We start from the raw sequence: 20,372 nt of genomic DNA on the forward strand, positions 1-20,372 counted from the left end.
GTGACTGATTTGGATCTGGCCAGTGTGTGGACCCATGTCACCGCAGACTTGGCGGAGTCGTCATTGACGCGACAACAGCAGGCGTGGGTACGCCTGACTCAGCCGGTCGTGCTGATCGACGATACCTTCATTATCGCCGCCCCCGACAAGTTCGCGCGTCAGGCGTTTGAGACCAAGCTGCGTAACACTCTCAACGACGCGATCTCTCGCCGCGTCGGAAGACCGGCCCAAATCGCCGTGACCGTGCAAAAGTCGACCAATGCTCCTGCCTCTGCGGGTTTCACCGCCCCTGTGAATGTTCCCGCCCAAAGCCCTTCTCCCAGTTCGCCGCCGCCCAATAACGATTCGAGTGGCACCACAGCGTCCACGGGTTCTCAGCTGTCGGCGGCCCCAGTCAGTCCCGCCGCTACGCAGCCGGCGGCCGAGGAGGACCTAAACGCTGGTCAGCCAGCGGCTGCTTCGATTCCGCTCCAGGGAGGCGAGCCGCTCGGCAGCTCACCGGTGAGCGAGGATCTCGCCCACGAGACACCGGCCGATGAGGCACCTATTAATAGAGTGTCGTCTGAGGCTGGGGCAGGGCCATATCGTGAACCTGCCTCGGAGGCACCGTCCTCACCGGCCCCCAGCGATCCGAGCCACCGGGAACGCGGATCACTGCCGCCTGTGTCCCCGCCCGCGACCACCGCCGAACGTCCCTTGCCAGGGGAACTGCCCGCACCCCGCCATGAGAGCGAGCGCCGCACTTCTGCGGAGTATCGGCAACCCGACACCAGCGGTACCACCCATGGCGCATACGAGGCCCGTCAAAATGGCAGGGACGCTTTCGCCGATGCCGACGAGTCCTTTGGTCACCGCAGCCGTGGCATTGACAACGACTCCATGACCACCGGTGGCCCCACCGAGCCCCAACAGCCCCCCAGCCTCTTTGACACGGCCGCCATCGCCGCCATGGGCGGCACTCACGCCTCTGAGCTCAACTCCGACGAGTCTGACCACCATCCGGATTCGCAAACGGCGAGCGACTACGATTTTGAAGACGCTGCCCGGCAATCCCAGCAACCGGCCACCCACCAGCCACCTGTGGCTCCCCCACCCTCGGCCGACCCCGATCCCAACCGAACCGGCTCCATCTCCGGGGGCAAGCACTCAGCCTTCACCAAGGTCGAAAATCCCGTCGGTGCTGGCATGAGTCGCCTCAACCCGCGCTACAACTTCGATACCTTCGTGATCGGATCGTCGAACCGGTTCGCGCACGCCGCCGCCGTCGCCGTTTCCGAAGCTCCGGCAAGGGCCTACAACCCGTTGTTCGTCTACGGGGGCTCTGGTTTGGGTAAGACTCACCTCTTGCACGCCATCGGGCATTATTCGCACAAGCTCGGCCACGCCTCGGTGGTCCGATATGTGTCGACCGAGGAGTTCACCAACGACTTCATCAACTCTTTGCACGACAAGCGTCCGCAGGCATTCCAGCGCCGATACCGCGACGTCGACATTTTGCTCATTGACGACATCCAGTTCTTGGAACGTGCCGAACGCACCCAGGAAGAGTTCTTCCACACGTTTAACACGCTGCACAACGCGAACAAGCAGATCGTGATCTCCTCTGACCGGTCGCCCAAACAGCTGCAAACGCTGGAGGATCGACTGCGGACCCGCTTCGAGTGGGGGTTGCTAGCCGACATTCAGCCCCCAGATTTGGAGACGCGGATCGCGATCTTGCAAAAGAAGGCCGCGCAGGACGAGCTGTCGGTGCCCTTTGCGGCGCTGGAGTTCATCGCCTCCCAGATTCACCACTCGATCCGGGAGCTGGAGGGTGCCCTGATCCGAGTAACGGCCTATGCCAGCCTCAATCAGAAGCCCGTCGATGTCAGCCTCGCCCAAGAGGTGCTGCGTGATTTCATCCCCGAGGGGGAAGCGCCAGAGGTCACGGTTGACCAGATCGTGCAGGCCTCCGCCGACTACTTCGGGGTCTCAGCCATCGATCTCAAGGGCAATTCACGTTCCCGGGTCTTGGTGAGTGCCCGCCAGGTGGCCATGTACTTGTGCCGGGAGTTGACCGACCTGTCACTGCCTCGGATCGGCCAGGCGTTCGGGGGTCGTGATCACACGACCGTCATGCACGCGAATCGGAAGATCCGTAAGCAGATGGCGGAGCGTCGGGCGCTGTACAACCAAATCGCGGAGCTCACCAACCGGCTCAAACAGCAGGGCAACTAGAGGTTCATCGAAGCGGTTGGCTCAAATGGGCCCTGTTGCGGTGGGCACGAGGTTATCCACAGCTGTGAGTTACTTTCATCTGCTTTGCGGCTCAATGTCCCAATTCCGGGAAGCCCGCATATGCTTTCACCTGCAAATTCATTGCCCACAGGCTCTTTATCCACAGGGAGTCGAAATTGTGGATAAGCAATTGCGAAAGCGATTCACTAAAAGAAATACAATGGCCTTCACCACATTATTGCCTTTATCGACAATCATTCATAATTTCCATCCACTGTGGCCTGTGGATAAAATGTGGATAACCTGTGGATAAAGTGCCAAAATCTGTGGACGGAGTGTGGATAACCTGTGGACAAGGCTTAGAACCGTGATTTCATTTCATGTTTGGCCTGTGCAAAAGGGTGTGGATAACCTGTGGAAAAGCTGTGGAAAAGCTGTGGAAAAGCTGTGGATAAAATGTGGAAAACTTTGCGAGCAAATCTCACTGTGGATAAGTTCGGGGTTATCCACATTTTATCCACACGAACATCCACAACTAAAAAATCAGGCTAGCAGTGAAAACAGCTGTTTTCCACAGTTTCCACAGGACCGATGATGACGACGACAGTTATATCTAAGTTAAGAATTTGTAGTAACGGTGTGGACAACCGACCCCCAGGGGGCTGTTGGGTGGCCATAGCTGAAACGTTCTACTCTTGAGGCACGAAGTTGGAGAGTGACATGAAGTTTCAAGTTGACCGAGATGTGTTCGCCGAAGCCGTCTCTTGGACCGCCAAGAGCCTGCCTGCCCGTCCCTCCGTACCCGTCCTTGCCGGAGCCCGGCTTACGGTCGGGGAAGGCTCCCTGACCATCTCAGGGTTCGACTACGAGATCTCGACCGAAATCAACCTCGACATCTCGGGCGAATCGTCCGGATCGACCCTGGTGTCGGGCAAGCTGCTGGCAGAGATTGTCAAAGCGCTGCCCAACAAGCCCGTCGACTTCCAATCCGAGGGCTCGCACGCCGAACTAACCTGCGGGTCCGCCCGCTTCACGCTCCCCACCATGCCGCTAGAGGACTACCCCAACCTCCCGGCCATGCCCGGCACCATCGGCACTGTCGACGCGACAGTGTTCGCCAATGCCGTAGCGCAAACGGCCATCGCCGCTGGCAAAGACGAAACTCTCCCGACCATGACCGGCGTTCAGGTGGAAATGACCGGATCCGGCCTCGCCCTGTTGGCCACCGACCGCTATCGCATGGCTATCCGCGACATTGAGTGGTCGCCCACCGAGAGCGACACCAATGTGACCGTCCTCGTCCCGGCCAAAGCCCTCTCTGACGCTGCCCGTTCGTTGGGAGCACTCGCCGGGCCGATCACCATTCACGTCCCCGAGGAGAGCAACGGGCCGGTCGGCATGATCGGGTTCGCCGCTGGCGGTCGGAGGACGACCTCGCGAGTCCTCGATGGCCAATTGCCCAAGCTTCGCTCACTTGTGCAGCCGTCGTATCCGACCAAGCTGCGTGTTCGCACTTCCGAGCTCATCGAAGTTGTGCGCCGCGTGGCACTGGTCACCGACCGCAACAGCCAGGTCCGCCTGCAATTTGGCGAAGACGGCCTCATCATCGAAGCCGGAGGGGCAGAGGACGCGAAGGCCTCTGAGGCAATGGATTGCCTCTACGAGGGCGAGCCAGGTCGCATGGCGTTTAACCCTGGCTACCTCATCGAAGGTCTGCAGGCGCTTTCCTCACCCACCACAGTTTTCTCCATTAAGGACACCGCAAAGCCGATCGCGCTTTCCGGGGAAGCCCAGTCAGACGATGACGAGACCGACTACAGCGGGTACCTGTACATGCTGCAGCCGCTGCGGTGGGACATCTAGGTCCGGCCACCAGGCACATCGGGCCCCTGCCCTACAGGCAGGGGCTGAGGTCAAAAGTGTCACAGTGGCGCGGAATTCGCCTTTGCGCGAATGTTCGGCGACGGATCTTCGTGACCCAGCAGTAGCCGGCCGCAAGAGCGATACGCTTATCTGGCCGCGTTCTTCACAACGCGGCCAGAGCCCGACCATGAAACGGCGACGAACCTGAGATGAGGGGGAACTATGCAGCTGGGAATGATCGGTCTGGGCAAGATGGGCGGCAACATGAAGCGCCGCTTGCAGGGCGCGGGTCACGAGGTCATCGGTTACGACCTCAACCCCGCTGGCGCGGATGTCGATAGTCTCGGTGCGCTGGTGGAGCAACTTGAGGCCCCGCGAGTCGTGTGGGTCATGGTCCCCGCAGGAGAACCCACGCGCGCCACGGTCTTCGAACTGGCCGAACTTCTCGAGCCAGGCGACATCGTTGTTGAGGGCGGCAACTCCCGCTTCTCCGATGACGCGGCCAACGCCGAGGTCCTGGCCAAACGCGGTATCGGATATGTCGACGCCGGCGTATCCGGTGGCGTGTGGGGATACGACAATGGCTATGCGCTCATGGTCGGTGGCGAGGAGACGCACGTGCGGTTTCTCAAGCCGATCTTCGACAGTCTCATACCCGAGGGTGGGTACGGATTCGTCCACGCTGGAGGGGTCGGCGCAGGGCACTACGCGAAGATGATTCACAACGGCATCGAGTACGGCATGATGGCCGCCTACGCGGAAGGCTACGAACTGCTTGAGGCTTCCGAGTACATCGACAATCCCGCCGAGGTCATCAAATCATGGCGTGGGGGAACCGTCGTGCGCTCTTGGTTGCTTGACCTCTTGGATCGAGCGCTGGATGCCGATCCGAGCCTGGAGGCTTTCCAGGGGAAGGCTCAGGACTCCGGCGAAGGGCGTTGGACCGTCGACGAGGCAGTGCGCCTGGGTGTCCCCGCCCATGTCATCACCGCCTCCCTGTTCGCCCGCTTCGCCTCACGCCAGGACGACGCGCCCGCCATGAAAGCCATTCAGGCGCTGCGCAATCAGTTCGGCGGCCACAACTCCCCCGAACGCTAACGAGATCCCGGTGTACGTCAAGCAACTCGAACTAGTCGACTTCCGGTCTTACCCCCAGGTACGGCTAGACCTCGCCGAAGGGCCATGCGTCTTCGTCGGTGGCAACGGTCACGGAAAGACCAACCTGGTCGAATCCCTCGTCTACTTGTCCAACCTGCGCAGCCACCGTGTCTCCACCGACGCTCCACTTGTGCGGGCAGGCAAGGACCAGGCGATTGTGCGCGCCGAAATTGTCCACGACGAGCGCCGGTTGATCGCCGAACTCGCCATCAACCCGGGCAAGGCCAACCAGGCCCGGTTGGGACGTCATCGTTTGACCCGTCCGCGGGACCTCTTGGGAGCCTTGCGCGCGATTGCCTTCGCCCCCGAGGATCTCAGCTTGATACGCGGCGAGCCCTCGCACCGCCGCCGCTTCCTCGACGAACTCCTCACCGCTCGAAACCCCCGCTTTGCCGGAGTTCGCGCCGACTACGAGAAGGTCCTCAAACAACGCAATACGCTCCTGCGCACGGCCTATTTGGCTCGAAAGACCGGTGGGAAGCGCACCAGCGCCAGCGAAATGGGAACCCTCGAAGCCTGGGACGCTCATTTGTCCCAGTTGGGGGCTGAGCTGCTCACCGGCCGACTTGCGTTGCTCGGTGACCTGACCGACCACGTGGCCAATGCCTACGCCACCATCGCCGATGGTCGCAATCCAGCGTCGTTGGTGTACACCTCCAGCCTTGATGGCGAAGGGCAGCCATTGGTGAGCGCCGCGGTGGACGCGGAGCTCATTGCCGCCCGTATGTCGGCCGCACTGGCGGCGGGGCGTGACCGTGAACTGGATCGAGGCACGACTTTGGTGGGCCCGCACCGAGACGACCTGATGGTCAACCTCGGCGAACTACCCGCCAAGGGCTATGCCAGTCACGGAGAGACCTGGTCGGCAGCCCTTGCGATGCGGCTGGGAGCCTACGAGCTACTACGCTGCGACGGCATTGCCCCGGTGTTGATTCTGGACGATGTCTTCGCCGAACTCGATGAGGTGCGTCGCCGCAACCTGGCCGACATGGTCGCCAGCGCACCTCAAACTCTCATAACCTGCGCCGTGGTCGAGGATGTTCCCGCTAAGCTCACAGGAGCACGCTTCGACGTGTGGGATGGGGAGGTGACTCGCGTTGTCTGACCGTGGTGAACGACCCGGTGGTGGCTCGCACCGCAGTGAACCGGTCGGTGGTGGGGCTGACGACGGTATGGCCGATGACGATGTGGCCCTGCCTCCACCGCGATGGGGCCAGCGTCGCAGCAACTTCGTTCCGCGCCGCCGCTTTGCCAGCCGGAAGTGGTCGGGGCCGGGGCCCGACAAACGTGACCCGCAGCCGTTGGGGCGTCTGTTGGGGCAGACGATGCGTCGTAACGGCTGGCAGACCAATCTGGCCCACGCTGGAGTATTCGCTCGCTGGGCTCAGATCGTCGGGTCTGACATTGCCGATCATTGTCGACCTGAAAGCCTTAAGGATGGCGAGTTGGTCGTCGTCGCGGAGTCAACCGCTTGGGCCACCCAGCTGCGACTTTTCCACAAGCAGATATATGCCAAGCTCACCGCCGAGTTGGGGCGTGGAGTTGTGACCCGGTTGCGCATTCAGGGGCCGACCCAGCCCGGCCGAGTTAACGGTCCGCGTCGGGTCCGCTTCAACATCTCCCGTGACACGTTCTAGAAACGATTCCATCCCCAAATGCGTAGGGGGGCTCGCGCCTCGTCCCGTAAATTCACCCACAGGGGGAACAGGGGCCGTCACGCTCAAAATTCTGAGGGTGACCTAGCCCGTCCCGGATGGTTTTGCCGATGGCGGCCGGGTAAAATTGCTGGAGGGTTCCCGCGAACACCTGAGACTCACCCAGCTCGACGCTTCATACACCGCCTATCCAGTCCCTACCTGCACCGATTGACTGGATAGCTGCGGTGCCACCCCGAGGACGCGAACTTCATCCGAAGCGCATTGCTGGGCTGGGATGGCCTCAGTTGTTCGGCAAAGATGCCCGCATGTCACACCCATGGGCTACAAAGGTCCCAGGTGGGTAGAAACTACATAAACAGGCAAAGAAGCTTGCAGGAATCACTACAATGATCTCTTTGCCCGCACCAATCAAGCAGCAGACAGGAGTTGTCGGTGGCAGCTAAGGAACAGGATTACAGCGCTGGGTCGTTGACCGTCCTGGAAGGTCTGGAGGCGGTCCGTAAACGCCCCGGTATGTACATCGGCTCCACCGGAGAACGCGGTCTCCACCACCTCGTGTGGGAAGTCGTCGACAACTCTGTCGACGAGGCATTGGCCGGTCACGCCACAGAAATCACGGTGACCATCCTGGAGGACGGCGGTCTGAGCGTCCAGGACGATGGGCGTGGTTTCCCCGTTGACCTGCACCCAAAGCTTAAGAAGCCCGGTGTCGAGGTGGCCCTGACCGTGCTGCACGCGGGTGGCAAGTTCGACAGCAAGTCCTATGCCGTCTCCGGCGGTCTGCACGGTGTTGGTGTCTCGGTCGTCAACGCATTGTCGACACACGTTTCGGTGGAGATTCAGCGGGAGGGCCATTTTTGGCGGCAGGACTACAAGCACGCCGTTCCCGGTCCGCTCGAAAAGGGCGAGAAAACCAAGCAGACCGGGACGCTGCTGACCTTCTGGCCCGACGGCGAGATCTTTGAGACCACGACGTTTGACTTCAAGACCATCTACCGCCGAGTCCAGGAAACGGCCTTCCTTAACAAAGGGCTGCGAATCACTTTGCGCGACGAGCGCAAGGAATGGTCCTCGGAGGGTGATGACAACGGCGTCCGAGAGGTGACATTCCAATACGACGATGGCATTGCCGACTTCGTGCGTCACCTTAACCACTCCAAGCACCCCATGCACAACTCGGTGGTGCAGTTCAACGCCGACGAAGAGAACATGTCGGTCGAGATCGCCATGCAGTGGAACGAGTCATACGGTGAATCGGTCTACACCTTCGCCAATATGATCAACACTGTTGAGGGCGGAACCCATGAAGAGGGCTTCCGGGCCGCGTTGACCGCCTGCATCAACAAGTACGGGCTGGAGCGCAAATACCTCAAGGGCAACGATCGCCTCTCCGGTGAGGACATCCGTGAGGGCCTGGCCGCGATCATCTCGGTCAAGCTGCGTGAACCTCAGTTCGAAGGACAGACGAAGTCCAAGCTAGGCAACACTGAGGTGCGCAGCTTTGTGCAGAAAGTGTGCAACGAGTGGCTACCCGACTGGTTTGACCGCCACCCGGCCGAAGCCAAGGTCGTCATTCAGAAGGCCGCCGCCGCGGCGAATGCCCGCAAGGCCGCCGCGCAAGCTCGGAAACTGGCCCGCCGCAAGAGCCTGCTCGAATCATCCTCGATGCCCGGTAAGCTTTCGGACTGTCAGTCGACCAACCCGGCCGAATGCGAGATCTTCGTCGTCGAGGGTGACTCCGCCGGTGGTTCGGCCAAGCAGGGCCGAAACCCGCGTACCCAGGCGATCATGCCGATTCGTGGAAAGATCCTCAATGTCGAAAAGGCCCGCATCGACCGCATCTTGAAGAACAACGAGGTGCAAGCGATGATCACGGCGCTGGGAACGGGAATTCACGAAGAGTTCGACATTGAGAAGCTTCGCTACCACAAGATCATTTTGATGAGCGACGCCGACGTCGACGGACAGCACATCAACACGCTGCTGTTGACTCTCCTGTTTCGCTTCATGCGCCCGCTGGTTGAGCTGGGACACGTCTACATGTCGCAGCCCCCGCTCTACAAGATCAAGTGGAATAAGAAGGGGGACCAGGTCAGCCACGTATTTTCCGACGCCGAACGTGACCGCGTCATTGAGGCGGGCATTGCGCAAGGAAAGAACGACCCGCGCAAGTACGACGGTATCCAACGTTACAAGGGTCTCGGAGAGATGGACTACACCGAGCTGTGGGACACCACGATGGACCCATCTCAGCGAAAGCTGCTCCAAGTTCGCCTGGACGAGGCGGCCGGGGCAGACGAACTGTTCAGCATTCTCATGGGTGAAGACGTCGAAGCCCGCCGCAAGTTCATTCAACAAAATGCCAAGGACGTGCGATTCCTTGACATTTAGCGAGCTTGGACCCGGGTGGGCTCAACTCAAGGCTTACCCGGGAACGTGCTCGCACTGAGCCTGAGCGCAAGGTGCGTTCCGCCCCGCCGTCAACGGTGAGTCGACGAACGACCTGCGGGCCACCACTTGTATTGGGCTCAAGGTTCCCACGAACCGAACAGACTTCACACCAGGCGAGACAACGAGATTCGTTCCCGTTTCCCTGTGACCGCCACCGGCGGGGTCGTCCACCCAGTCGACTACCCGGCCACCACGCGACATAGGGATTCGCGCACGAGCCTCAACGACACAAGGAAACGTATTACCGGTGACAGATCAGTTGGATATCCCAGGCCCAGGTGGGCGCATCGAGCCCATCGGCATCGAAGTGGAGATGCAGCGGTCCTATCTCGACTACGCCATGAGCGTGATCGTGGGACGAGCACTCCCTGACGTGCGCGATGGCCTTAAGCCCGTGCACCGCAAGATCCTCTATGGAATGTACGACGGCGGCTATCGCCCCGACCGCGGTTACGTGAAATGCTCCCGTGTCGTCGGTGACGTCATGGGTCAGTATCACCCGCACGGTGACTCGGCCATTTACGACACCCTCGTGCGGATGGCACAGCCTTGGTCGCTGCGTTACCCGCTCATCGACGGGCAGGGCAACTTTGGCTCGCCCGGTAACGACCCGGCCGCCGCCATGCGTTACACCGAGTCCCGGCTCGACCCGCTGGCAATGGAGATGCTGCGCGACATCGACGAGGATTCGGTCGATTTCGTGCCCAACTACGACGGCAAGACCACCGAGCCGACGATCCTTCCCAGCCGTATTCCAAACTTGCTGGTCAATGGCTCTGAGGGCATCGCGGTCGGCATGGCGACGAAGATCCCGCCCCACAATTTGCGCGAGGTCGCCCAGGGCGTCCAGTGGTGCCTTGACCACCCAGAATCCACCGAGGAAGAGGCGCTAGAGGCGCTGCTGGGCATTATCACCGGCCCTGACTTCCCCACCGGTGCCACCATCGTGGGCCGCAAGGCCATTGAAGATGCCTACCGCACCGGGCGTGGTTCGGTTCGGATGCGTGCCGTGGTCGACATCGAGGAAGACTCGAAAGGTCGCGCCTGCGTCGTGGTCACCGAGCTTCCCTACCAGGTCAACCCCGATAACCTGGCCGAGCGCATCGCTGACTTGATCAAGGACGGCAAGCTCGAGGGCATCGCGGACATCCGCGACGAGTCTTCGGGACGTACCGGTATGCGCATCGTGATCGTGCTCAAGCGCGACGCGGTGCCGAAGGTCGTCCTCAACAACCTCTATAAGCACACCCAGCTACAAGACACATTCGGGTGCAATATGTTGTCGCTGGTCGACGGCGTGCCACGTACCTTGAACCTGGCACAGATGGTGCGTTACTACGTGGCCCACCAGGTCGAAGTGATCGTGCGGCGCACCAAATACCGGCTGCGTAAAGCTGAGGAACGCGCTCATATCCTACGCGGTCTCAATAAGGCACTCGACATGCTCGATGAGGTCATTAGCCTCATCCGTCGCTCCCCCTCGGCCGAGGAATCGAAGTCGGGCCTGATGAACCTGCTCAGTGTCGACGAGATCCAGGCGACCGCGATCCTTGATATGCAGCTGCGCCGACTCGCCGCGCTGGAACGTCAAAAGATCCAAGACGAGTTGGGCGAGATCGAGAAGAAGATCGCCGACTTGACCGACATCCTGGCCCGCCCCGAGCGGCAGCGTTCGATTATCGCCGACGAATTGTCCACCGTGGTCGATCGGTATGGCGACGATCGTCGCACCCGCATCGTTCCCGACGAGGGCGAAGTGTCGATGGAAGATCTCATCGCGCAAGAAGACGTCGTGGTCACCATCACCCGTGGCGGCTATGTCAAGCGCACCAAGGTCGACTCGTTCCGTTCGCAGCGCCGTGGTGGTAAGGGCGTGCAGGGAGCGACCCTGAAACAAGACGATATCGTCAGCCACTTCTTCGTGTGCTCGACGCACTCGTGGATTCTCTTCTTCACCAACAAGGGCCGTGTCTATCGGGCCAAGGCATACGAGCTGCCCGAAGCTAGCCGCACCGCACGTGGCCAGCACGTGGCGAACGTCCTTGCCTTCCAGCCTGACGAGGCGATCGCCCAGGTCATTCAAATCCGGTCCTATGACGTGAGCCCGTACCTAGTGCTGGCCACTAAACAAGGACTGGTCAAGAAGAGCCGCCTGGAGGACTTCGACTCACCGCGCACCGGCGGTATCGTTGCCATCAAACTGCGTGACGACGACGAACTCGTCGGTGCCTCGTTGGTGGAGAGCGAAGACGATCTCCTACTGGTAAGCCGCAAGGCGCAGGCGATTCGCTTCCAGGCTTCGGACGAGACGTTGCGCCCGCAGGGGCGTGCCACCTCTGGTGTCATCGGAATGCGCTTTGTCGGGGACGATGAACTGCTGACCATGATGGTCGTGCGCGATAACATGGAAATCCTGGTGGCCACCAGCCGCGGATTTGGCAAGCGGACTCCTGTCGACGCCTACCCGCAGCAAGGCCGCGGCGGTCGTGGCGTGCTGACCGCTAAGATCACAGAACAGCGCGGTGACCTGGTGGGGGCCCTGTCAGTGTCGCCTGAGGACGAGCTGTTCGCGATCACCTCTGGGGGCGGAGTCATTCGCACCCCGGTCGAGCCGGTACGCCGGGCGGAGCGCAATACGATGGGCGTTAAGCTCATAGACCTGCCCGATGGTGTCTCCCTGCTGGCCGTGGCGGTGAGTGCCGACGAGCCAGACGAAGCGGATGAAACGGACGAAGCGCAGGAATGAGCCTTATACATGACCGACGCGAAACTGGACGCTGAGGGCAATATGGTGCCAGCCAATGAGTCAGAATCCGCCACCGACTCCTCGCTTGAGTCGACTTCGACGGATTCCCATGAGACGTCAGCTGAGGGCACGGAGTTTGACTCCCCCTCTTACGACGGATCGTCCTATGAGAGTCCGCCGCGCGACAGTTCTGGCGAAAGTCAAACGTTCGACGATTCTTCATCGGGCTATGGCTCCACTGAAGTCGCAGCGCAACGCAATGACGACGATTCGGGCTACGGGGACACTCCCGCGGGCCAGGACCGACTAGCCTCGCGAGCGCACGACGACGGTGACAACACCATCACCTTCAACCGTCCGCCCGGCATGGTGCCGCCCCCGGCGTCTCCGACGGAACCTTCCGCTGTTCCGGCTCAGCCGGCCTCGTCGGCCCGAGTGGCCGACGCGGTGCGGGCGGCGCGGGCGGCGGTGTCCTCGGCGGCGGGGCGTGGGCCTCGCCGGGCACGACTGCGTTTGAAGCGGGTCGACCCGTGGTCGGTCATGAAGTTTGCCTTTGCCGTATCGCTGGTGTTGTTCATCGTGGTCATTGTGGCTACGACAGTGCTCTATATCGCGCTGGACGCCATGGGCGTCTTCAACACGGTTAACGACATGTTGGCGATGCTGTTGGGCAGCGCCGAAGTCGACGACGATGGTATCCGCATCACCGCCAAAGGCGTGATTGGTATCGCCGCGTTGCTCGGCGTGGTCAACATGGTCTTGTTCACGGCGCTGTCGACGCTGGGAGCGTTTATCTACAACGTGTGCTCAGACCTTGTCGGTGGCATTGAAGTGACGCTCGCTGAGCGCGAGTAAGTCCCAGCCGTCGGTATGGAACATCGGGCCGAGCGTGGCCAGTGTGCAAAAGCGTTAAATTGGGGGCCACAATCCAATGGATTGTGGCCCCCAACCATGTCTTTGCTCTCATCGCCCACCTCACATGGGTGAAGACATAAGTGGTCCACGGGTGACCCATCTGGTCTTGATGCAAAGGCTGGCTTTTTGAGAGGATCACCTTAAGGGCTGAAGCCTGAGCAAGTCTCTCATCCTGCGGTTTGTAGGCTCCTCACGCCGCCAAGCACCCCTTCTCGCGCACCAACTTCGCGAACCAATTCTATTCTTCGACCGTGGAAACACCCGCCGCTTCCGCATCGATCGCCAAAGGCACCCCCACCCCCGGAGTCTGCGGTCCGGTGAGGTAATATTTTTCAGCGTTGCCGGTTATAACGACAGCGACTCTCCATCACCCTTTCGCCACCTTCCCGTGGCGGTGTTGGTGAGCATATGAACAACCTGGGGCTATAGCTCAGGTGGTTAGAGCGCAGAGCTGATAACTCTGAGGTCGATGGTTCGAGTCCATCTAGCCCCACCACCAAAAAGACCCGCTGATTTCAATCAGCGGGTCTTTTTCTGACCTCGTATCGGTCGTCTCCCAGCCGGTGACCGCGAAATCCTCGATCTCCGGTCTTTACCAATGTCATGTGTGGCCTGTGGTCGCAGACGACGTAATGACCGGCCCGAACGGCTTCTGCTCGACGTTGTCGAACCCCGCAGCGACATCCACCGACGTGGTGAGTGCGTTGATCCCCTAAAGGTGGCCCGTTGGGCGACAATCGCGGGGAGGCGGCTCGGTGCGATGCGCCAACAGCTTCGGGTCGTGAGGGCCGTCAACATGTTGACCTTCGGCACCGACCAGGACGGCGGCCTATCGGACCCGAGCCGCTCGGGCCAGGCTCGTCAAGCGACCGCTAAAGATCTGGGCCGCGCGAGCAACGTCGCTACCGCGACGGCAGCGGTCAGCAAGAACACCGTCGACATGCCGTGGTGTTCGACGATCATCCCGGCCGCCGCTGGCCCGACTATAGTTCCGATGCCGAGGAAGAACACCGTGGCGCTGAACCCCATCGTTGGTCGCTCTGGGAAGACGCGGTAGCTCCACACGGCCAGCAACCCCGATCCGGCCATGAAAGCAGGGCCGTACAGCAACGCCGATGTCCACACCGCCAAGAGCATGCCCGGAGCGATTCCGAGCAGCGCGACCGCGGTAGCCAGGCAAAGAAATAGCAGCGGTTGTACCGTTGCCAAACTCAGGCGACTAAACATTGGCCCGCTGAATACCGCTACCGTTCCCGCTGCGCCTGTGAGGGTCCAAAACACCGCCGCCGTATGTTGGCCCATCCCAGCACCAGCAGAGACCGCCTCGACTGCCAACAACCAGTAGACAGAACCGACTATCCCGTACGAGAGCGCGGTTAGATACAGCAAGCCCGCCGCAGGCCGCAGCAACCAGCGACCGTACAAGTCGAAGGTGCCCGAGCTTTTCCGGGGCGCACCAGCGCAGATGACTCGCAGGTTGTAGACGGTGGCGAAGAGCGCGCCCGCGGCAAAGACCAACCAGGCCCATCGCCATGCGGACCCGTGGGTGAGGATGGCCAGTGGCCCCGCCACCACCACCGCGAAGGCCGTTCCGGCCGGGATGATCGCGAGGACACGTTGTCGCTGTTCGATCGGGAGCATCTGGTCGACGGCGTCGGAAAATGGAGCCCAGATCCATCCTGCGCTTGTACCCGCCAGGATCAGGCCGACCGCGAGTACCCCCACGTTCGGTGCGAGACCGACAAGTGCGGTTCCGATCGTCGCCGCAACTGTCCCGGTGGCGATCAGCAGGCGCGGCCCCACACGCGCAGCCAGGGCACCTACCAGGATCAACGCGGCCAGGTAGCCGACGTAGGTAGCGCTGCCGATCAGCCCGACCATGGTGATCGATAGGTCGAAATCGGCGCGGATGCTCGGTAGGAACAGTCCGTATCCGTAGCGAGCGAAACCGAAGGACACCCCCACGGCCGCGAGGCCAGCGAGCATCAGGGGAAACACTGGGGCGTAGGACTGCTGTGATCGGGGTTGTCGCGGTGAGCTGACTGTGGCGCGCATGTGTCCATATTGAATTCACGCGCGAGTGCTCACAAGTGGCGTGATAGACAATAGTCGCTAAGATTACGACATGTCGAACCATCACCATGTCGCCGTCCTCGCCTATGAGGGCATGTCCGCCTTCGAGCTAGGGATCGTGACGGAGATATTCGGTGTTCCCTGGCTGCCCACGACTCGATACCGGCTGACTGTGTGCACTGAGGATGACTCCGACGTTCAGGTACTCGGCGGCGCGACTTTGCGTACCCCGCACACCTTGGAGACGCTCAGAAGCGCCGACACGGTGATCATCCCCAGCGTCACCAATCCCGAGGCCGACGCCTCTGGCGCAGTGATCTCCGCGCTGCGGGCCGCGTACGACAAAGGCGCACGCATGGTCTCCATTTGCAGTGGGGCGTTTGCCTTGGCGTCGGCGGGCCTGCTTGACGGGCGACAAGCCACCACGCATTGGCTCCACACCGACTTGCTCGCGCGCCGCTTTCCCCTCGTCGAGGTCGACCCCGACCCCCTTTACATCGACTCGGGACGCATCCTCACCAGCGCGGGCAGCGCTGCGGGCCTGGATCTGTGCCTGCACCTAGTGCGTCAGGACCATGGGGCTGAGGTGGCGAACCTTATGGCCCGGCGGCTCGTTGTCGCTCCGCATCGAGCGGGTGGCCAGGCTCAGTACATTGAGGCCCCCGTCAACCCTGATCCCGAGGACGACCGCGTGGCCGCCAGTATGAACTGGGCGCTGCGGAGCCTAGACCGGACGATCACCGTGGCGATGATGGCCGAGCAGGCTCGCATGTCGCCGCGTAGCTATCTACGTCACTTTGCCCGAGCCACCGGGACTAGCCCGTTCAAGTGGGTCATTCACCAGCGCATACAGGCCAGCCTGCCGCTCTTGGAGACCACCACGAGTTCAGTTGAGCACATCGCCCGCTCGGTCGGGTTCGACACGGCCGTGACGTATCGCCACCACTTTGCCCGAGCCATGCGCACCTCCCCGTCGGCCTACCGCCGGACCTTCCGCTCCGGCCTCGATCAGCGGCCTTAACTGCGGGTGGGCACATTCGGCGCCTCGTTCTGTCGGTCCGCGTCGCTAATATCACCCTATGAACTCCACGAAAACGCATCGCCTTGTGCTCGTTCCGGGCTTTTGGCTCGGAGCCTGGGCTTGGGACGAGGTCGCCGACGCGCTGCGTGCGGCCGGACACGCAGTCACCACCGTGACGCTCCCGGGGCTGCGCAGTGCTTCGGAGGATCATTCTCAGGTTCACATCTCCGACCACATCGACACGATTGTGGACGCGCTGCGGGCCGAGGCCGAACCGGCGCTATTGGTGCTGCACAGTGGGGCTGGCTTCTCCGGTTATGGAGCATTGAATCGAGCCCCCGAGGCCGTTGCCGGTGTGTTCTATGTCGACACCGGCCCTGGTGACGGTAGCCCGTTGGCACCAAAGTTCTCTGGCGAGAGTTATCCCCTTCCCTCGTGGGAGGAGTTGGTCGAGGATGGGAACAGTCTGGACGGTCTCGATGAGCAGGCGCTGGCAACGTTTCGGCAACGGGCCTTGCCGCAGCCTGGCAATGTGCTGCGGGAGGGCTTCGAACTAACCAACCGGGAGCGGCTGGATGTGCCGGTGACGGTGCTGTGTAACTCGATGGCCTCGCAGAGCATCAGACAATGGATCGAGCAAGGGCAGCCCTTCGTGTCAGAACTGGGGCAGTTGACCAAGCCCATCACGTGGGTCGATATGCCGACGAGTCACTGGCCGATGTGGTCCAAGCCCGAGGAATTGACCACTGAACTCATCCGGGCCGCAAGTCGGGCCGCTGGCGAGCGCTAGGGGGCGATGCTGGAGGAAACAGTGCTCTAAGCGGTCGTGGGACCGCGCCGCGCTAATTCACCCGATAGGTGTATATCAGCCGCGTACGGGGATTCTGTATCGGTGACAACACCCCCTGGGTATGACGGGTCGAACTTCTGTATGCTGGGGTTGCATTCATTGGCGAGTCTTGGTATCTCAAAGCGTTTAGGGGGATAGCGCCGATGTGGAAGAAACTATTTGTAGCCGCCGGCGTCGCGACCGTAGCAGTAGTTGTGGCGAAAAAGGTCAAGGCGGTCAACGACGAGCGCGCTCTGTGGCACGAGGCTACGACCTCGGCTGAAGACGTTCGTTTAAGACTTGACGACCGGGTTGCCACCGGTCCTAGCACCAGTGGCTTGGCGGGCAGCCCACCGGAAACGCAGACCTGTGTTACCGACATCACGAGACACTGGGTATCCTCGCTAACGTTCGTCCTCGGCGAGGATACTGGTGCGTCGTGAGGCATTCCGCGAACGCGCGATGTCTTCATCGACACCACGGGGCCATAGCTCAATTGGCAGAGCGCCGCTTTTGCAAGGCGGAGGTTAGGAGTTCGATTCTCCTTGGCTCCACAAACCAGGGTGTTACCGCAGTTCAAGCGGTAACACCTTTCTCTTTGCGTTTGACCATTCATCCTCGAATACTCATTCTGCACACAGGAAACGGTGCTGTGGGCGCTATGCCTTCGCTCACCGACCCAGCCAAGTCATATCCTCATCGTTGTGATCGGCTTGTCGCCTTGCCCTCTCAAGGTTGCCTGTATCCGGCCCACCAACGGCATGCCAAGGACGCTGGTTCTATGGTGTGAATTCCTGGAGTACCTGGCGCACCTGTGTGGGGAGTCCGCTGCACGCTGAGTCGAAGTCCGGCGCCAAGTAGGAGCGCGCACCACCCCAGTCCGAACTGATGACGACCCCGGACCGCGCATGGTGGCGATTGGTTGTGGTTCCGTCCACAGCTAGCTCGATGGTGATGTCTTTGGGATCGAGGTGTTTTGAGGGCCGCGCCGCAGCGGCGCGGCCCGTCTTGGTGAGAGTTGCGGAGTGGAGCGGGTGCCCAAGCTCGGATTCGAAAAGCACGGAAAACTCAGCACAGTCCTCTCCCGAGGCGAGTAGACGCTCGACGAGCAGAATCTCGGTGTACCCGGGAACACAGTTTTGGTGCAGTAGCGGATCGCGCCTGACCTCAATTTCGCTGTTGTCTCCGTGCGTTCGGTAGCGAAACTTAGTCCATGCCAAGATGTCGGATTCGTACCACGTCTCCTGCTCATTGGCCACCAAAGTGCCCGGTGCGGGGCTAAAAGCGATCAGGCTTCTCAATCCGCTAGGGCTCCAATGGCGGATGAGTGCCCCGGACTTCACCCCTTGCACATAGAAGGACTCGAATCGACTGAACCAGTGGCGCCCGATCATCTTTGGCCTCCTACGCGGCGCCATCGCCGCCGTCTCAGCTTATCGAGAGGTCAACCGTAGGTACATGACTTTGCGCAGCCAACGGCGAATTCCATCAGACGAGCCCGTCACGGAAGCCCAGTCGAGGCCCGAATCACCTGTGAGTTCTCCACAGTGGCGGACGCGGTTATGAGGGTGGAATCGTCTGACGTGGCGGTCGTATCGCTCCTCTTGCGGTTGAAGCCTAGAAATGCCGCTGAAATGTCGCATACGCTGAATCTGATGCGTTGCCAACGCGATGGGTGCCGTTCGGGCAAAGGGGGCGAAGATGGCGCACTACGCCATGATGGTCTGGGGGCCCAGCGAAGCAGGCCAATTCGGCACGTATTCCTCCGCTGAGGAGTACGAAGCCCAAATGAAGGCGACCGGTCTCTTCAACGCCAAGCTGGAGCGTCAGGGCCGTCTCATCTACGCCAACGGTATGGGCTCGGCGTCGGCCAGCACCGTGGTTGATAATCGCGGTCCCGCTCCGATGATCACCGATGGACCTTATGCGGAATTGACCGAGTACATCAATGGCTTCTGGATCATCGAGGCCGCCGACCTCGATGAGGCACTTAATCTTGCGGCGGAAGCTTCGCGTGCGTGCTCGCGCGAGATTGAAGTTCGTCCCATGGGCGGCGAGTAACCAGCGTTTTGAACATTGAGTTGGCCGTCCTCCCGTTTCTCTTCCGTCCGTGGCTAGTGAGTCTGTTGTAGTCGGCTAGCCACGCACACGGGTGAAACTATCGTTATGGCGGCGCTGGAGGGCGTGACGTCATCGCCTGAACCGCATTGTCAGGGAAACCGCACTTCTCAGGGTGGCCTTGTGGCCACGGTCCGCACCACCATGGTGCGTTGCAAGGACATGAGGGTTCTCGATGGGCGCGACCGGGATCTGTCCCAGTGCGCGAGGCTGTGGACATGGTCCTTTCACGCGGTGACCCCTTACTCCAACCTTTGTCGAAGGCCGCGAACGCCTAGTTGGCTCTGAGAACTTCGTCGTCCGCTCTGCATATTGCTAGCTGATTGTGGGTGGGCCCCGGCCTGTGCCGGGGCCCACTGGCTGGTTTCCTTTTCTGGTAGTGACTCTGGCGAGTCACAAAGTCTCATGTGGATCTGTAGGGCCTAGTCCTCACCGGTCAAGCCACTCATGCCCCGTAGCCAGACTGGGCTCGATCCATTGGCTACAGCACCGCGTGGTGTTCGATGTTTGTCCTTGCGGTGCGTGCTTGTCTTATAGGCGCCTTAAGTGGGGCGCACGGTTGCCAGTTCAGCGTCCAAAGTTGAATAGATCATTCTGTGAGAGTGGGTGATCTCCACACTTTGTGACCACAGCTTCGGTTGACTTCCACCCCGAACCGTTCACAGGGCGGTGGCGGATCGGCATGGCCGTCAGATTCGGGCAGGCGGTGGGTTGCGGTGGGCAGCGAAATCAAACCTACGGCGGCCATGGTGATGAGTTTGCGTTTCCGGTTCCTATCCATGAACTAACGTTATGGAGTTTGAAGGCTGCTGTCGTCGGCTCGGAGGATGATCTTGTTTTCCCTCCCTGGTATGACATTGCGTCTTGGCGGTACCGCTATTGGTTGACAGACAGGTTGCCCAAGTGCGGTAGGGGCCGAACGTTAACGACGGCCTGACCAGTAGCGTCCGGCCCACCGAGCTGCCATGCGCAGCCAACCACAGTCGCCTCAGGCACCTTCGCGTTGTGGTGGCCGCGCGGCCAACCTCCACGGCTGTCAATTGATTGACATCATGCTCCCCCGCCTTTCGCACCGTACCGGCTAACCAGGGGGTTGAGGGGCCGCAACGAGGCCGTTGCAAGCGATACGGCGAAACCGTCGAACAATTTAGGCGCACTCGAACATAACTTTTCACGTTTCCGCCCGTTAGCCATGTAGAACCAGCCTTCATTACCGCGACATTCCACAACGACATAGCAACGACACTCGCGCGTTGACGAACGTCAATGAACCAGGCGGCGTCAGCACACATCTACGACCACACCAGGCGTGGACGAGCGAGC

13 protein-coding genes, 2 tRNA genes and 1 pseudogene are annotated in these 20,372 nt (G+C 61.0%); 14 read left to right on the top strand and 2 right to left on the bottom strand.

What is annotated here, in order from left to right; translation table 11 throughout:
• From dnaA to JQS30_RS00045, 9 genes are all read left to right on the top strand, one after another.
• Positions 1-2,217: a chromosomal replication initiator protein DnaA gene (dnaA, locus tag JQS30_RS00005; RefSeq protein WP_281398472.1), complete on the top strand. Its 2,217-nt coding sequence runs from the start codon at positions 1-3 to the stop codon at positions 2,215-2,217.
• 720 nt (positions 2,218-2,937) lie between these two features.
• A complete protein-coding gene (gene dnaN, locus JQS30_RS00010; protein ID WP_213171381.1) occupies positions 2,938-4,080 on the top strand; it encodes a DNA polymerase III subunit beta in 1,143 nt (380 codons plus the stop codon).
• Positions 4,081-4,302: 222 nt separating this feature from the next.
• Positions 4,303-5,178, top strand: a complete 876-nt coding sequence (gene gnd / locus JQS30_RS00015; protein ID WP_213171382.1) for a phosphogluconate dehydrogenase (NAD(+)-dependent, decarboxylating) — start codon at positions 4,303-4,305, stop codon at positions 5,176-5,178.
• 10 nt (positions 5,179-5,188) lie between these two features.
• A complete protein-coding gene (gene recF, locus JQS30_RS00020) occupies positions 5,189-6,343 on the top strand; it encodes a DNA replication/repair protein RecF (protein ID WP_213171383.1) in 1,155 nt (384 codons plus the stop codon).
• A complete protein-coding gene (locus JQS30_RS00025) occupies positions 6,336-6,875 on the top strand; it encodes a DciA family protein (RefSeq protein ID WP_246497970.1) in 540 nt (179 codons plus the stop codon). The genes recF and JQS30_RS00025 overlap by 8 nt, the downstream gene beginning before the upstream one ends.
• Before the next feature lie 453 nt (positions 6,876-7,328).
• Positions 7,329-9,287: a DNA topoisomerase (ATP-hydrolyzing) subunit B gene (gene gyrB, locus JQS30_RS00030; protein ID WP_246497971.1), complete on the top strand. Its 1,959-nt coding sequence runs from the start codon at positions 7,329-7,331 to the stop codon at positions 9,285-9,287.
• 307 nt (positions 9,288-9,594) lie between these two features.
• Entirely contained in the window at positions 9,595-12,093 is a 2,499-nt protein-coding gene (gene gyrA, locus JQS30_RS00035) for a DNA gyrase subunit A (protein WP_246497972.1), read from the top strand.
• Between the two features lie 9 nt (positions 12,094-12,102).
• Entirely contained in the window at positions 12,103-12,948 is an 846-nt protein-coding gene (locus tag JQS30_RS00040; RefSeq protein WP_246497973.1) for a DUF3566 domain-containing protein, read from the top strand.
• Between the two features lie 479 nt (positions 12,949-13,427).
• Positions 13,428-13,504, top strand: a tRNA-Ile gene (locus JQS30_RS00045).
• Between the two features lie 365 nt (positions 13,505-13,869).
• On the opposite strand, the gene JQS30_RS00050 is transcribed toward JQS30_RS00045, so the two are convergent.
• Complete coding sequence (locus JQS30_RS00050) at positions 13,870-15,063, bottom strand: MFS transporter (RefSeq protein ID WP_213171385.1); 1,194 nt, start codon at positions 15,061-15,063, stop codon at positions 13,870-13,872.
• A gap of 70 nt (positions 15,064-15,133) precedes the next feature.
• Between JQS30_RS00050 and JQS30_RS00055 the strand changes: the two genes are divergently transcribed.
• The 4 genes and pseudogenes from JQS30_RS00055 (at position 15,134) to JQS30_RS00070 (ending at position 17,485) form a co-directional block, all read left to right on the top strand.
• Positions 15,134-16,102 carry a helix-turn-helix domain-containing protein gene (locus JQS30_RS00055; RefSeq protein ID WP_213171386.1) on the top strand — a complete coding sequence of 323 codons (969 nt, stop codon included), beginning with the start codon at positions 15,134-15,136 and terminating at the stop codon, positions 16,100-16,102.
• A 58-nt stretch (positions 16,103-16,160) separates the two neighbouring features.
• Positions 16,161-16,892, top strand: coding sequence for an alpha/beta fold hydrolase (locus JQS30_RS00060; RefSeq protein WP_213171387.1), 732 nt, complete (start codon positions 16,161-16,163; stop codon positions 16,890-16,892).
• Positions 16,893-17,095: 203 nt separating this feature from the next.
• A pseudogene (locus JQS30_RS17605) lies at positions 17,096-17,224 on the top strand (DLW-39 family protein); the annotation flags it as partial.
• A 188-nt stretch (positions 17,225-17,412) separates the two neighbouring features.
• Positions 17,413-17,485 (top strand) — tRNA-Ala (locus tag JQS30_RS00070).
• A gap of 225 nt (positions 17,486-17,710) precedes the next feature.
• Here JQS30_RS00070 and JQS30_RS00075 read toward each other — a convergent pair.
• Positions 17,711-18,325, bottom strand: a complete 615-nt coding sequence (locus JQS30_RS00075) for a hypothetical protein (protein WP_213171389.1) — start codon at positions 18,323-18,325, stop codon at positions 17,711-17,713.
• Between the two features lie 307 nt (positions 18,326-18,632).
• Between JQS30_RS00075 and JQS30_RS00080 the strand changes: the two genes are divergently transcribed.
• On the top strand, positions 18,633-18,992 hold the full coding sequence (locus JQS30_RS00080) for a YciI family protein (RefSeq protein ID WP_213171390.1): 360 nt from the start codon (positions 18,633-18,635) through the stop codon (positions 18,990-18,992).
• Positions 18,993-20,372 lie beyond the last annotated feature (1,380 nt).

The organism is Natronoglycomyces albus, assembly GCF_016925535.1.
GTDB lineage: Bacteria > Actinomycetota > Actinomycetes > Mycobacteriales > Micromonosporaceae > Natronoglycomyces > Natronoglycomyces albus.

Coding starts and splice junctions, on each gene's coding strand:
- dnaN (WP_213171381.1), top strand. CDS start 2,938: ATGAAGTTTCAAGTTGACCGAGATGTGTTCGCCGAAGCCGTCTCTTGG.
- gnd (WP_213171382.1), top strand. CDS start 4,303: ATGCAGCTGGGAATGATCGGTCTGGGCAAGATGGGCGGCAACATGAAG.
- JQS30_RS00040 (WP_246497973.1), top strand. CDS start 12,103: ATGACCGACGCGAAACTGGACGCTGAGGGCAATATGGTGCCAGCCAAT.
- JQS30_RS00050 (WP_213171385.1), bottom strand. CDS start 15,063: ATGCGCGCCACAGTCAGCTCACCGCGACAACCCCGATCACAGCAGTCC.
- JQS30_RS00055 (WP_213171386.1), top strand. CDS start 15,134: ATGTCGAACCATCACCATGTCGCCGTCCTCGCCTATGAGGGCATGTCC.
- JQS30_RS00060 (WP_213171387.1), top strand. CDS start 16,161: ATGAACTCCACGAAAACGCATCGCCTTGTGCTCGTTCCGGGCTTTTGG.
- JQS30_RS00075 (WP_213171389.1), bottom strand. CDS start 18,325: ATGATCGGGCGCCACTGGTTCAGTCGATTCGAGTCCTTCTATGTGCAA.
- JQS30_RS00080 (WP_213171390.1), top strand. CDS start 18,633: ATGGCGCACTACGCCATGATGGTCTGGGGGCCCAGCGAAGCAGGCCAA.